Source organism: Pedobacter sp., from assembly GCF_031119335.1.
GTDB lineage: Bacteria > Bacteroidota > Bacteroidia > Sphingobacteriales > Sphingobacteriaceae > Pedobacter.
The window spans coordinates 101,996-116,895 of record NZ_JAVHXT010000015.1 but is presented as its reverse complement, the minus strand read 5'-3'; the positions used below and the strand labels follow the sequence as shown (position 1 = coordinate 116,895).

Annotated in this window: 12 protein-coding genes; 8 read left to right on the top strand and 4 right to left on the bottom strand. The window is 39.2% G+C overall.

The features are described 5' to 3' along the window. Positions 1-75: 75 nt before the first annotated feature. Positions 76-612, bottom strand: coding sequence for a biopolymer transporter ExbD (locus REI64_RS15205; RefSeq protein ID WP_308850992.1), 537 nt, complete (start codon positions 610-612; stop codon positions 76-78). 122 nt (positions 613-734) lie between these two features. Further along, a complete protein-coding gene (locus REI64_RS15200) occupies positions 735-1,262 on the bottom strand; it encodes a superoxide dismutase family protein (RefSeq protein WP_308850991.1) in 528 nt (175 codons plus the stop codon). 165 nt (positions 1,263-1,427) lie between these two features. Between REI64_RS15200 and REI64_RS15195 the strand changes: the two genes are divergently transcribed. Beyond that, positions 1,428-1,775 (top strand): hypothetical protein, encoded by a 348-nt coding sequence (locus REI64_RS15195; RefSeq protein ID WP_308850990.1) that lies wholly within the window; start codon positions 1,428-1,430, stop codon positions 1,773-1,775. Between the two features lie 84 nt (positions 1,776-1,859). Beyond that, positions 1,860-2,888, top strand: a complete 1,029-nt coding sequence (locus REI64_RS15190) for a LacI family DNA-binding transcriptional regulator (protein WP_308850989.1) — start codon at positions 1,860-1,862, stop codon at positions 2,886-2,888. A 102-nt stretch (positions 2,889-2,990) separates the two neighbouring features. Here REI64_RS15190 and REI64_RS15185 read toward each other — a convergent pair whose 3' ends face one another. Then, positions 2,991-4,337 carry a Gfo/Idh/MocA family oxidoreductase gene (locus REI64_RS15185; protein ID WP_308850988.1) on the bottom strand — a complete coding sequence of 449 codons (1,347 nt, stop codon included), beginning with the start codon at positions 4,335-4,337 and terminating at the stop codon, positions 2,991-2,993. Positions 4,338-4,474: 137 nt separating this feature from the next. On the opposite strand from REI64_RS15185, the gene REI64_RS15180 reads away from it, so the two are divergent. The 3 genes from REI64_RS15180 (at position 4,475) to REI64_RS15170 (ending at position 6,963) form a co-directional block, all read left to right on the top strand. Beyond that, on the top strand, positions 4,475-4,888 hold the full coding sequence (locus tag REI64_RS15180; protein ID WP_308850987.1) for a hypothetical protein: 414 nt from the start codon (positions 4,475-4,477) through the stop codon (positions 4,886-4,888). 156 nt (positions 4,889-5,044) lie between these two features. Continuing rightward, a complete protein-coding gene (locus tag REI64_RS15175) occupies positions 5,045-6,172 on the top strand; it encodes an MBL fold metallo-hydrolase (RefSeq protein WP_308850986.1) in 1,128 nt (375 codons plus the stop codon). Beyond that, positions 6,172-6,963 carry an AraC family transcriptional regulator gene (locus tag REI64_RS15170; protein WP_308850985.1) on the top strand — a complete coding sequence of 264 codons (792 nt, stop codon included), beginning with the start codon at positions 6,172-6,174 and terminating at the stop codon, positions 6,961-6,963. The genes REI64_RS15175 and REI64_RS15170 overlap by 1 nt, the downstream gene beginning before the upstream one ends. A 42-nt stretch (positions 6,964-7,005) precedes the next feature. Here REI64_RS15170 and REI64_RS15165 read toward each other — a convergent pair whose 3' ends face one another. Then, positions 7,006-7,818 (bottom strand): SDR family oxidoreductase, encoded by an 813-nt coding sequence (locus REI64_RS15165; protein WP_308850984.1) that lies wholly within the window; start codon positions 7,816-7,818, stop codon positions 7,006-7,008. 303 nt (positions 7,819-8,121) lie between these two features. Here REI64_RS15165 and REI64_RS15160 point away from each other — a divergent pair, with 303 nt between their 5' ends. The 3 genes from REI64_RS15160 to REI64_RS15150 are packed head-to-tail and all read left to right on the top strand — an operon-like array spanning position 8,122 to position 14,767. Further along, positions 8,122-11,223, top strand: a complete 3,102-nt coding sequence (locus REI64_RS15160; RefSeq protein WP_308850983.1) for a TonB-dependent receptor — start codon at positions 8,122-8,124, stop codon at positions 11,221-11,223. A 23-nt stretch (positions 11,224-11,246) separates the two neighbouring features. Then, on the top strand, positions 11,247-13,055 hold the full coding sequence (locus REI64_RS15155) for a RagB/SusD family nutrient uptake outer membrane protein (RefSeq protein WP_308850982.1): 1,809 nt from the start codon (positions 11,247-11,249) through the stop codon (positions 13,053-13,055). 26 nt (positions 13,056-13,081) lie between these two features. Beyond that, positions 13,082-14,767, top strand: coding sequence for an endo-1,4-beta-xylanase (locus REI64_RS15150; RefSeq protein ID WP_308850981.1), 1,686 nt, complete (start codon positions 13,082-13,084; stop codon positions 14,765-14,767). Positions 14,768-14,900 lie beyond the last annotated feature (133 nt).

Here is a 14,900-nt window from a genome sequence, read left to right as displayed (position 1 = left end):
ACCTTATGCTATAAACATTAAAATCCTACGGATTTCCTTAAATAATGACATTGCGCTTGCGCCAATACTACGAGTTTATATCCCTTTGCTTTTCATAAAACCAATCTCTTCTTCTAGCAGATATTTATCATCTATTGCGTAGGTATTTACGTTGTTGATCCTTATTTCATCAATTACATCTACAAAGTTTTTATATACTGATGTGCTGGTTGGTTTAATGATGACGTACATCGACTTATCTGCATTGGCGCTATGGGTTTCTGCCACCCGTTTCTTATTATCTAATATTGCTTTTTTAAGCTCAGCAACGCTGGTTATTTGCATTGGGCTTTTATGGGCTTCTCCTAGGAAGTAAGCTACTTGGTTATTCTTCCCTAGAAGGATGGTCATAGTTCTGGAAGCAGGCCAAGGTTCTTGCAAGTCTCCATCTTCAATGGGAACTGGCTTTGCTATTTCCATAGCTCCCATTTTGCTCAAAGATGTGGTAAGCATAAAGAAGGTAATGAGTAGGAATGCCAAATCGACCATTGCGGTTAAATCGACACCTGGGATTGGTTTGCGTGAGCTTCCTCTTACAGCCTTGCCGTTTTGAGGAACGTTAAGTGTAGCCATCGTTTTTTAGTTTAGTTTTTATGATGATGACGGCTACCGTTGGATTTCCATAAAAGCTACTTCGCTTTTTTAGAAGGTGATGACTTACGAAGTTGGTAAAACTTCGTAAGTCTAGCGATGATCTATTTTACCGCAGCAATTACACCGCAGCCAATTCTTGGCCCCGAGTTGCCCGTAGGCTGTGTTTCGTAATCGTCTGTGCCGCCGTGTACAATAATTCCTCTGCCGATAATATTTTTCACATCACCATCAGCTATGCTCCATCTAGAAGTGCTTACAGATATTTTTGCATGGCCTTTACCGTCTAGCGCAATATTACCAATATCTCCAGAATGGTAAGTGTCCGAATCCCATTTTCCGTGCGGTTCGTTGGTTGGGTTCCAGTGCCCGTGGGTATTTTCGCCCATATTACCGCAGTCGCCGTGTTCGTGGAAATGAACAGCAACCGTACTATCTGCTTTTTCTGGCATATTAATTTCTAAATCCATCTTGATTTTACCATCCGACAGTTGATAAAACTTAGCCGAACCTACAGCCTCATTATTTGCAGTTGAGTTTAAGGTAGCGTTTGCAACTTCTCTTTCTTTGTTTGCGCAACTGCTGAATATAGTTACGGTGCCAAGCATTAGGTATAAAATGTAATGTTTCATATTCTAAGGTTTTTAATTGATTAATGATAACCAAGCTAATTGAATAGCAGGCGATAGCAGAACAAATTATGTGTGTTTTGGTTTTTATACAGTTTGTTTAGCACGAAAAAAGAAAAACCATTCCTATATAGGGTTGTTTTATAAGCATACAAAAAATTAAACATTATGGAACAGCCAATTGAAATGAATACCCTTAGTCAGATATTAGAGAAATTGAGAATTAAGGGGATAGACAATGAATTAAAAATGACCGACCACGGCAAGATGCAGTCGAAAACTTTAGATAAGATTTATACCCCCGAAGACCTGAACATTGTGAAAACATATAGATTTGAAGGCATGTCGGACCCGGCAGATAGCTCGGTGCTATATATGGTGGAAGATAGCGATAAGAATATGGGATATATCTTGGATGCTTATGGTGCTTATTCAGATAATGATGGCGCTGCATTCGCAGATTTCCTAAAGAGAATTAATACTGTAGACAGAGATGAACAAGAATTGTTTCGTTAATAACCCTGAATTAAATTGACGCAAACGCTTGATATCTAATTTATCGGGTAAAATCATATATTTGTTGTATACACCACCAACTATATGAAAAAACCGGTAACCATTAAAGAAATTGCGAAGAAGCTAGACTTATCTTTTTCTACCGTTTCTAGGGCTTTACACGGGCATCCAAGCATTAGCTTATCTACCCAGCAACGCGTAAAAGCAGCAGCTGATGAAATGGGCTATGAACCTAACCAAACTGCTATTTTCTTTCAACAAGGAAAGACGTTTACCATTGGGGTAATTTTGCCAGAGTTAGCTGAAGCATTTTTTGCCTCTGCAATTAGCGCCATTGAGGATATTGCCTATAAGAAGAACTACACCGTTTTATTAGCACAATCGCATGATGACGAAGAGCGTGAAAAGTTGTTAGTTGAGAAGCTTAAATCACATCGAATTGATGGACTACTAGTATCTGTATCAAAAAACACATCGAACTTCGATCACTTTGAGCAATTAAGGAAGCAAGGCATCCCCATCGTCTATTTCGATAGAGTTCCACCCTTAAAAAACATTCATTATGTGGCCTGTAATATAGAAACAGGAAGTATTGAGGCGGTAAATTATTTATTAAAAAGAGGGCATAGAAATATTGGACTTATAAATGGTCCTAACTCGCTTATAGCAAGCGGACAAAGAAAAGAGGGTTATATTAAAGCTCTGCAAAAAAATCGTTTAAAATTTGACCCGAGTGTTATCGTAAATTGCGATTTGACAAAAGAAGGAACAACTGCAGCGTTGGAAACTTTACTTAACCATAAACGCAGACCTACGGCAATTTTATGTTTTAACGATTATGTATCGGCTTTTGCTATTAAACACGCCTTAAAGGTAGGTGTAAAAGTAAATGAGGAAATTGAATTTGTGAGCTTTGCAAACTCTCCAATCACCGAATATATGGAATTTCCACCTTTGGCCTCAGTAGAGCAATTTCCGGCAATACAGGGGCAAAAAGCAATTGATACCTTGCTTGATATTATTAAAAATGATGATGGTGGCGATGAGCAGGCTTTTTATAAGATTGTTATAGAGTCTGAGCTGGTTGAAAATATAAAGAAGGAATCTAATTAGTATATCATAGAGAAAGCCATCTACATAGATGGCTTTCTCTATTTAAATTATATCGATTTTATCTATCCAAAGCTATACTGAAATATACTTGGATCACGAAAATTAATATCCGCTATCGTCTAATGCAAAGGTATTTTTTCTCTCTTTCCATTTGCCTTGAGTAAAATCTGGAAATGCCTGCGGTTTGTTCCCTTCTTTTAAAGATTTGGTTGATAAAGGTGTAATTACGCTCATGGTAACCGAATCGTAAACATCTATTGGAGTTTGTTTTTTATCTTTTACTGCAATGATAAAGGCATTAAAAACGAACCAATCCATACCGCCGTGCCCTGCACCTACTGCACTAGCTTCGTATTTTTTCCAAAGTGGATGGTCATATTTCTTAAACCATTCCTCTGCCTTATCCCAAGCGTGCGGCTTTGATTGCCCTTCAATATGAACCGATTTATTTACATCCATCCACAAACCGTCGGTGCCCTGAATTCTAAAACCTAAAGAGTACGGACGAGGCAAATGTGTATCGTGCGACAGCATCACCGTTTCTCCGTTGGCGCAGTTTAACAAAGTGGTAGTTACATCGCCATTTTTGTAATTAATCTTAGCATTTGGATGGCCTGGGGATTTCTTCTCTACGTAATCTGCCAAACCTCTAGCCTTTGAGCTAAAAGAAACGAGGTTTGTAAAACGATTTCCTCTGTTGATATCAACACACTGCATAATTGGACCTACGCCGTGGGTAGGATATAGGTCACCATCTATATCAATATTAAATTGGGTACGCCATTGCGCTTCGCTAATTGCCTTCTCACCAAATTCTACACCACCGCCATAATATTGCTTTCCATCATTAAATAAAACCTCTCTTAAATCATGCTGGTAACCGCCTTCTAGGTGCACTAATTCGCCAAAAAGACCTTGTCGCACCATATTTAATGCAGCCATTACATCTCTCCTATAGCACACATTCTCTAAAGTCATGTAAGGCATTCCGGTTTTTTCTGACGTTCTTACGATGTCCCAATGTTCTTTAACTGTTAATCCAGCAATTACTTCGCAGCCTACATATTTGCCTGCGTTCATACTATAAATAGCCTGCTCATGGTGAAACTGCCAAGGCGTAGAAATGACGATCGCATCAATATCTTTGCGGTCTACCATTGCCTTGTAAGAATCTAACGAGCCTGTGTACTCTTTGGCTGCAGTTCGCCCAGCCTTCGCAATTGCGTTTCTACAATTTTTCAAAGCCCACTCTTGGGTATCGCAAACAGCTACAATTTCTACATCGTCTCTTAAAAGCCCTTCCCTAATGTGGTTCATACCACGGGCTCCTACACCGATATAGCCCAGCCTTACCTTCTTTACATCCTTGGCAAACAATGAACCGCTTGGCAAAATGGTAATTCCTGCCGCAGCCATAGCACTATTCTTTAAAAAATCTCGTCTTTCCATTATAGTTTCATTCGTGGTTTAATCAATTATGGGGTAAGTTAAAAAAAATGAATGTTGAAAATCAAATTATCTAAAGCACTTACACAACGCAAACGTTTGATATTTTATCTCACACTATTTGTACTTTTATCTTTTAAATGAGCGATACGGAAACGAAGAAATATACAATTGGCAACCTACCACTTCAGGTTAAGTTGATGGAACGAGTGGTAAGTATCGATTTTACGGTCTATCATGATAAAAAACATCTACAAAAACTTTATCAAGACAGTGCAACCCTAGTTCGGCTAATTAAGGCAGATTATTTTGACGCCTACGAAACCGAGCTTAAAATTAGCAATGCATCTTTTATAGCAGAAATTTGGGGACACCTCATTGCTTACCGCATATCCCTTTGGTTAAAGAAAAATATTAAGATAGGTTTGATACAGAGGTTGGCGAAATTTACTGCTTTTAGAAGCGGCGTTACGGATTGTGGCGAAGCCAAAGTAGACACTAACCGCTGGTTTTGGGATATACTAGGTTGGCTGTTTTTCCAAAAATACAACTAGCGGTTTCAAAAAAAATACCTAAGCCTAATCTGAACTTTTCAACAAAATAAAATTGAGCTTTTTAACAAAGTGATATTCGATTTTTATATTGACTTTTGTGCTATAGATTAAAGTTGAGAAAATAAAGAAGGGCAACAATTTGCTCCAATTGTACTAATGAAAAAAACACTCAAAATATTTAAATACACCATGATCATCTTATTGAGTTTAGCCTTGATATTGGCTATAGCTACCTATTTCTACATGCGTTCTCCTAAATTTGGCCAAGTACCAAGTGGCAAACGTTTGGAGCGCCTACAACAATCTCCCAACTACAAAGACGGAAAATTCCAAAATATCAGTTTTACGCCAGATTTAACAAAAGGATATTCGATGCTCGGTATCATGTTCGATATGTTTTTTAAAGACCACCCGAGGCGTAAACCGATAGATAGCCTGCCATCAGTTAAAACCGACCTATTGAATTTACCTACAGACTCGAATGTGTTGGTTTGGTTTGGACACTCATCGTATTTTATGCAGATTAAAGGCAAGCGCTTTTTGGTTGACCCTGTGTTTAGTGGCAATGCTTCGCCGGTGCCTGGTACTACAAAGGCATTTAAAGGTGCAGATATTTACAGCGTAGCTGATTTACCTAAAATAGACTTTTTGGTAATTAGTCATGACCATTACGATCACCTCGATTATGAAACGATTATTGAGCTAAAAGGAAAAGTGGATAAGGTAGTTTGCGGTTTGGGCGTTGGCGAACATTTTGAATATTGGGGTTACAAAGCCGACCAACTCATAGAAAAAGATTGGCATGAAAAAGTTGATTTGGGTAATGGCATGATATTAAATACCGTTCCTGGCAGACATTTTTCTGGCCGTAGCTTTAAACGCAACAACACTTTGTGGACATCATACGTTTTGGAAACGCCTAAGGCTAAAATATTTATTGGAGGCGATAGTGGTTACGATACCCACTTTGCTGAAATTGGCAACAAATTTGGCCCAATAGATTTAGCAATTTTAGAAAACGGCCAGTATAACGTTGCGTGGCAAGCTATTCATACTTTACCACAGGAAACTGTACAAGCAGCAAAAGATCTCAAAGCGAAACGTTTTTTCCCGGTGCATTCGTCTAAATTTACGCTTGGTATGCACCAATGGGACGAACCTTTGAACGAAGTTACTAGAATAAACAACGGTCAAATTCCGATGGTTACACCTATGATTGGAGAAGTGGTAAACCTTAACGACGACCAGCAAGTATTTAAGCAATGGTGGAAAGGAGTTAAATAATGGAAGTTAAAGGAATAGAAATTACATCTTGTTATATTGGCCCTGAAATTTCGCCAGAGCATTTTATACCAGAGCATTTATTCATGTTTTTGGCCAAAGGTGATGTAACTGGTTATGATGGAGATAAAAAATACACTTTAAAAAGTGGAGAATATTGCTTGGCAAGAAAGAACCATTTAGCAAGATATACCAAGCAAGAAGACAATGGAGCTTTTGATAAGGTAGTGGTGGTATTTGATGAAGATTTTTTAAAACAGTTTCAGCAGAAACATCAGTTGAAAAGAACCGGAAGCATAGCTAAAGGCGCTTTTTACGAACTGGCTAAAACAGAACTCGTACCCAACTTTGTAAGTTCGTTAATGCCTTATTACAATGGAGCACACAAAATAGATGGTGCTTTTGAGCAGGTTAAAAAGGAAGAATTACTACTTATTCTCCTACAAACCAATCCAGATTTGGTGAACATTCTTTTTGATTTTGGCATTCCAGAAAAGATAGACCTGGAAGCTTTTATGAACCACAATTACAAGTTTAATGTTGGCATAGAACGCTTCGCCTATCTTACGGGCCGTAGCCTTTCCTCGTTCAAAAGAGATTTCATCAAAATATTTTCAGAAACACCGAACAGATGGTTAGTTAAAAGAAGGTTAAAGGAAGCACACTTCCTCATCAACAAGAAAAAACAAAAACCAACAGAAATTTATCTAGATCTAGGGTTTGAGGATTTGTCACACTTCTCTTTTGCTTTTAAGAAGTTGTTTGGTTACGCTCCTACAAGATTGGCAGAATAAGAATTACTCTCTATGCGTAAGCGACGCTTTTTTGGAGAAAAACTAAACACCGCTATTCACAAAAAAACCACCATCTACATTAATAACTGTACCTGTTACAAATTGGGAAGCATCGCTTAAGAGCCACTGCAGTGCACCAATCAATTCGTCAGTATCTCCGAAGCGTTTAAAAGGAGTTTGTTTGATTACCAAATTACCTCTTTCGGTATAAGTACCATCTGGATTGGTTAGCAAATTTCTATTTTGTTCGGTAAGGAAAAAACCTGGTGCTATCGCATTCATTCTTATCTTATCGCCATAACGGTTAGCTAACTCTACGGCAAACCATTGGGTATAACAATCAATAGCCGCTTTTCCCATGCTATAACCTAATACACGTGTTATTACACGCTTGGCACTCATAGAAGATATATTGATAATACTTCCATTTCCACTTTCGGCCATTACCTTTCCAAAAACTTGTGTTGGCAATAATGTTCCCCACAAATTAAGGTCCATTGCTTTGCGCATGCCATCCATACTCATCGCAAAAATATCATCATCTTTCTGTAGCACAGCTTCTGGCATATTTCCGCCAGCTGCATTTACCAGTCCGTCTATCCTACCGTACTTACCGATGATCTCATCTCTAGCTTCTTCTAAAGACTTTTCATTCAATACATCAGCCACCAATGCTAAAGCCTTGCCACCGCCATCAATAACTTCTTCTGCCCGCTGTTTGGCAACCTTTTCATTTCTCCCTAAAATACAAACCGTACCACCGGCAGCAACTATGCCCTTAATAAATGATTTCCCTATAATGCCTGTGCCACCTGTAACTACAATTACTTTTTGGTCTAGCCTGAAATTTACCATATTTATTTTGTTGTTAATTTTTAACTCAATTTACTCCTATTTAACTAAGCGTGCAATTACCAACCCATTTAAACAATAGTTAACCAAAGTTAATGCAATCGATAGCATAAAAGAAATTTATTTTTCTCTAAAAACTACCAAAAAACAAAGATTGTTAAAAAAAGTTATGCAATCGGTTGCAAATTAAAATTTAACTTTATACATTTACCCTAACCAAATATCCTTAAGCCAAATTTAAACAAGCGGATATCACTTAAGATTATTTAAACGTAACTAACCAAATCGTTTTCAAATTAGACCCGTATGGAAAAACCTAGACAACAATCTTTCATGAAGAATGTGCTTTTACTCATTCTTTTCTTGGGATTAAGCCCAACCTTGCTCTTTGCCCAGACTACCCTAAAAGGCAAGGTTACAGACGAAAACAGTTTACCCATGCCAGGAGCTGGGGTAAAACTAATCCCATCTGGAAAAACAACCGTAACCAACAATAACGGAGAATTTACGATAGTTGCCAACAGCGGCGACAAATCAATTGCAATATCTTTTATAGGCTATCCTACAAAAGAATTTGCAATCAACTCAAGCACATCATTTTATAACTTAGGGTTAACACCCGACTCAAAAAACCTAAACGAAGTTGTGGTTATCGGCTACGGGCAACAGAAAAAATCTGATGTTACCGGTGCAATTGCAGGTATTAAAGGCGAAGCCTTATTAGAAGTACCAGCGCCAAATGCTATTGCAGCATTGCAAGGGAGGGTTTCTGGGGTTGATATTGCCAGGAATAGCTCTAGACCTGGAGCAGCTGGTCAAATCAGAATACGTGGAGGCAGGTCTTTAAGTAACAATAGCGACCCCTTAATTGTATTAGACGGTGTACCTTTTGGCGGCAGTATCAACGAAATCAACAACGACGATATCGCAAGTATAGACATCTTAAAAGATGCTTCTTCTACTGCCATTTACGGCGCTAGAGGATCCAACGGTGTAATTTTAATCACCTCTAAACGAGGAAAAATTGGAAAGCCTGCGCTTAGTTATAATTCTTTCTACGGCATCAACAATGTTCGTGACCAATACCAACAATTTAATGGAGAAGAATTTGTAGCCTTTAGGAATGCGGCCTCGCCAGCATACTCTGCGGGATATTCTCCATTAGAACAACAAGGTATTGCTAACGGCGTTTCCACCAATTGGCAAGACCATCTTTACAAACAGGGTTTCGTAACCAACCAACAATTAGGAATAAATGGTGGCGCTGAGAATATTAATTACAATATCTCTGCAGGTTATTTTAACGAAAGCGGTGTAATTACGGGTGTTGGTTTTGAGCGTTATTCTTTAAGTACTACCATAGATGCTACGCTTACCAGCTATCTAAAAATTGGATTAACCACAAGAAATACACTAAACTACAATAATGGAGCTGGCGTTAATCCTCTTTACGCCACCATGCGTATCACTCCGCTTGCCCCAGCGTTTAATGCAGACGGCTCCATGTTATTATATCCGCAAGCAGGTACGGTAGATGAAACAGCAACTGCTAATCCACTCACACTTAATGACAGGAATAATATTGTGGACCGCACAAGAAGGCTTAGAACAAATAATGTGTTATATGCAGAAGTTAGCATTATTGAAGGCTTAAAATATAAACTAAATTTAGGTTTGGATTTTAGACAAGAAGCTAGAGGTACATTTTCTGGTCCTAGAACTATCATCAAACCTGATGCAGCAAATAATGCCAGTGCTACGGCAAGCATAACAAATGCGGAAGCCTATTCTATATTAATGGAAAACCTACTAACCTATGATAAAACTATAGCTAAAGATCACAGAATTAACTTCACGGGCTTGTGGTCTACACAAAGAGATCGCTCGTTTATCAACGGTTTTAATGGCGTAGGCTTTCCTAACGAATCAATACAGTACTATAATTTCTTCGTAGCAAAAACAATTACAGCTATAAATCACGGAGCAAATGCCTTCACCAGAGGTGGGTTACAGTCATTTATGGGTAGGTTAAATTATGCCTATAAGGATCGCTACATGGCCACTTTCACTTTTAGAAGAGATGGCTCTGCTGTATTTCCTGTTAACAAGTATTTAAATTACCCAGCCGCAGCTATTGGATGGAATATTACCAATGAAAGCTTCATGCAAAACCAAAAGGTATTTTCAAACCTAAAACTTAGGGCTTCTTACGGGGTAACTGGAAATCCAGGTATTCCAACAGATGCAACTAGAGGTTCCTTAAGTAACAACAACTATAACTACGGTACCGAAAATGTACAGGGAAGTTTCATTAGCATGCTACCTAATGCCGATTTAAGGTGGGAAAACACCAAACAGTTTAATTTAGGCTTAGATTACGCATTACTTAACAACAGAATAGCAGGCTCTATTGAGGTCTATCAACAAAAAACAGACAATTTGATCGTTCAAAAAGAGCTGCCTAGAAGTAATGGAGCTACAAGCTATTGGACCAACGCCGCAGCAACAAGCGGAAAAGGTATCGAATTTAACATCAGCACGCAAAACATTACAAGCAAAGGCAGCGATGGATTTACATGGTCTACCGATTTTAACTTTGCCATTAACAGAGAAAAAATAGAACGACTAGCTAACGAAGGTCAAACACGCGATATAGGTAACGGATGGTTTGTTGGCCAACCTATAAATGTGATTTACGACTATACTAAAACGGGTATATGGCAAACCTCAGAGGCTGTAGAAGCTAATCGATATGGAGCAACACCTGGACAAATTAAAATTGCAGACATCAGTGGTCCTAATGGTGTACCAGATGGTGCCATTACAGATCATGACAGAAGCATCATCGGCACTTTCCAACCAGATGTAATTATGGGCTTCACCACACGCTTCACCTACAAAGGTTTCGATTTATCTGCTGTGCTTTTCTCTAGATTAGGTAATAAAATTGTAGTTCCTTACTTAACTACAGATGGCACAGGCACAGGTTACTTCGCATTTTTGAATGGTAGAGTAAATCAACCTAAAGTAGATTATTGGACACCAACCAATCCTACTAACGCCTTCCCTAGACCAGCGGGTGGTGCTACGAGCATACCGTACTCTTCAACATTGGGTTATCATGATGGCTCCTTTGTAAAAATGAGAAGTATCAATCTTGGTTACAATTTCCCCAACAAGCTTTCAAACGCTATTGGCTTAAGTTCACTTAGAGTATATGCAACAGCCAACAATCCGTTCATTCTTTACTCTCCATTTGTAAAATCTGGATTAGGCGTAGATCCTGAAGGAACAGGAGTTGGCGGCGCAATTGGAAACAATGCTATCGACAATAGGCGTGCAATAACCGTTGGATTAGATTTGCCATCTACACGCCAATTCATCTTCGGTATTAACGCTAAATTTTAATTAACAGCTAGAATTATAAGAAAATGAAAATACATCAAAATATTAAAATAGGATGGTTAGCCTTAGCTCTAGCGGCGGTTACACCAATAAGCTGTAAAAAAATACTAGAACCTGAATATAGGGCCAACTTAGGACCAGAGTCGTTTAGAACAGCAGACGGTTTACAAGCTGGATTAAACGCATCTTATGCAACTACCCGCTATTTTTGGGGAAGTGAAGGCTTTACCTCTTCGCAAGTTGCTGGCACCGATGAGGTAATTAGAGGGGGCGATGGAGGTTTAGACTTTCACAACTACACCAACATCAATGCACAAAACGGAACTATACAAGGTGTTTGGGATAACAGTTATGTTCCCATCAATAATCTTAATGGAATTTTGGAACTAGGTCCAACAGCCGACATACCTGATGCAGCGAAAAATAAGTTATTAGGGGAAGCTAAGTTTTTAAGAGCATTCTATTATTTCCTATTGGTGCAAACCTTTGGAGATGTTCCGTTAAAATTGAAATTTAATAACCAACCAAGTACGGAAGATTTTCGTGCGCCTAAAAAAGACGTATATGCAGCTATTATTAAAGATTTGACCGAAGCTTCGCAACAATTAGGTGATATCCAAGCTGGACAGTCTAAGGGCAGAGCATCTCGTGCGGCAGCTATGCACTTGCTGGCTAAAGTTTACCTCACCAAAGGTTGGGATCCAGCAGCTAGAGAAGGTGATGGCGTGCCAGACTTTAACAATGCTTACACAACTGCTAACAGCTTAATTACCAACAAGGCAACTTACGGCATTGACTTAGAAGCAAATTTCGCTGACATTTTCAAAGAAGGAAACGAATACGGAAAAGAGGTATTGTTTGTTGCAGATAGAAATACAGACCCATTGTATTCTGAAAGCGGCTTTAACTCTACCAATGCACCTGCTAGCGGCAATAAGGAAAACAGGTTGAATATGTATTGGACTACCTTCTACACCTTAACTAGAAACGTGAACGAAGGTATCCCAGGAGCGCCAAATAACACTACACAAATGATGGCCCGTGACCAAGCAAATGGCCGTATGTTCCGTAGATTTAGGCCAACTCCATACACCTACACTACATTCGATAACAGAACCAATGATGCAAGATACGACGGCACTTTCCAAAAAGCTTGGATCATGAACTTACCTTCTACTTCGAGCAATGACGTGCAAACAACTACACCAGCATTTACGACAACAAGAAATGGCGTTACAGTTTCTCTTACAAAAGGTGTTGATACTGCTATCTATATGCCAGGAAGAGAAGTTACCGTTGCGGAAAGACAAGCATTTAAAGGTGTAATTGTAGCACCATCCCAATATGGTCCAGAATGGTTTCCTACACTTACCAAACATTTAGATAGAACAAAACAGCACTTTAACGATGCTTCTGACAGACCAATTATTTTAATGCGCTTAGGAGAAACCTTTCTAATTGCCGCAGAAGCAGCTTTTAAAGCTAACAGACCTGGAGATGCTGCAACCATGATTAACGCTATAAGAACTAGGGCGGCTTACCGTACAACCAATACACCTGCACAAAATGCAACTGCTGTTGCGGCTTTACAAATCTCAGGTGGCACGGTAACCCTAAACTATATTTTAGATGAGAGAACTAGAGAATTATATGGAGAAATGCAAAGATGGTTCGATTTAACCCGCACACGTACTTTAGTAGAAAGAGCAAAGCTATACAATGAGATGGCCCTGCCTAACATTAAAGATTTCCACGTGCTAAGACCTATTCCTTCTGCTTCACAAATAGACTTGTTAACTAATAGAGATAAGTTTCCACAAAACCCTGGTTATTAAAAATCAATCAAACTAAAGAAGAAATTATGAAACGATATAAACTGTTTTATTTGGCAATTGTTGCCCTCGCCTTAGCTACCGGTTGTAAAAAGGATAGCCAGAACGGCGGTTTTGAAAATGATGGCGATTTTACAGATTTTACCGGTCCGCTTAAAAGCTCCGCTGATTTTCCAATTGGTATTGCTGCCGAGTACGGATTGTCAACAACTAATCAAAAGTATTGGGACATTGTAAAGGCAGAAGCTGGCAACATCACCTTTGGTAATGAGCTAAAAAATGGCTCTATTGTTAGAGCAGATGGCAGCTACGATTTCACAATGGCAGATAATTTCTATAATCTTGCTAAAAACGCAGGTTTAGAAGTTTTTGGACACACTTTGGTATGGCACAGCCAACAACGAGCTAGCTATTACAACAATTTAGTTGGTGGCGGTAGTACAGGCGGCGGTGCTACTAATCTGGCGATAAACCCTGGCTTTGAAACTACCACGATAGGCACTGCAGCTGAACCAGCAGATGGCTGGAGCGTGCTTAATGGTTCTGGCCAATTTACGAGCGTTACTACCAATACGAACTCAGGTTCAAAAGCTATACAAGTGGTAGTGCCTGGCACCAGTCCAGATGCGTGGCGATTACAGATGATTACTAAGGCTCAAATTCCTGTAACTGCCGGCAAAACTTACAACATCTCTTACTACATCAAAGGAACAACAAATACGAGCGTACAAATCGAAATTAGACCTTACAAAGGAGCAACGGCTGATGCGGTAATTTATCGCGGAGGCAAACCTGTAACCACTAATTATGCAAGGGTACTGGATACATACACAGTGCCTGCCGATGTGACCGCCATACAACTTGCTTTCGATTTAGGTAGTTCAACAGCCAATACGCTCTACCTAGACGATGTGAGCATTATGGATGCAGCTGCAGTACCTCCCCCAACAGGACCTGCTATTGTAGCAATTGTAGATAATGCAATGAAAAGCCATATTGAGACTGTTTTAAATCACTATAAAGGGAAGATAAAGGGTTGGGATGTAATCAACGAACCTTTTGCAGAAACTGGAGAATTGAGAAATAATACGAACACTCCTACTCCTTCTGGTCGTACCGATATTTTTGTATGGCAAAACTATTTAGGTAAGGATTACGCCGCAAAGGCCTTCCAATATGCAAAAGCAGTAGACCCAAGTTTAGATCTATATATGAACGATTTTAACTTAGAAAGCAGCACTGCCAAACTTGATGCTTTTGTAGCGATGGCAAAAGAGCTAAAAGCAGCCAACACAGGTATTACCGGAGTGGGCACGCAAATGCACATGCTTATCTCTACGCCTTATGCAAACATCATTAGCATGATGCAAAAGCTGGCTTCCACTGGCCTAAAGGTTAAAATAACGGAGTTGGATATGAGGATTAATCCAGGAGGCCCTAACCCTCAGGCAGGTTTCAAAGCAAGCGCTTATGATTTGAGATTACAAGCAGCAATGTACAAATTTGTAGTTGCTACCTATTTGAAATACGTTCCGCCTGCGCAAAGAGGTGGCATAACCATTTGGGGAGTTGATGACACTTCTAGCTGGTTAAACTCTAGTACCAACGTAACCGAAAATAAGCTAGATTATCCGCTGTTATTCGATAAAGACTTTAACAAGAAACCAGCTTACGCAGGTTTTAAACAAGGCTTACTAAGCAACGGTCAAAACTAAATTAACGCTTTGATAGTTAAAGGCAGTTCAAAAATGAACTGCCTTTTTTTGTTTCTTCGAACTGATAAAGTGAATTATAGGGCTTACATTTTTGATGTGACGCAAGAAAAAATCCTATAATTATCACGGGGCA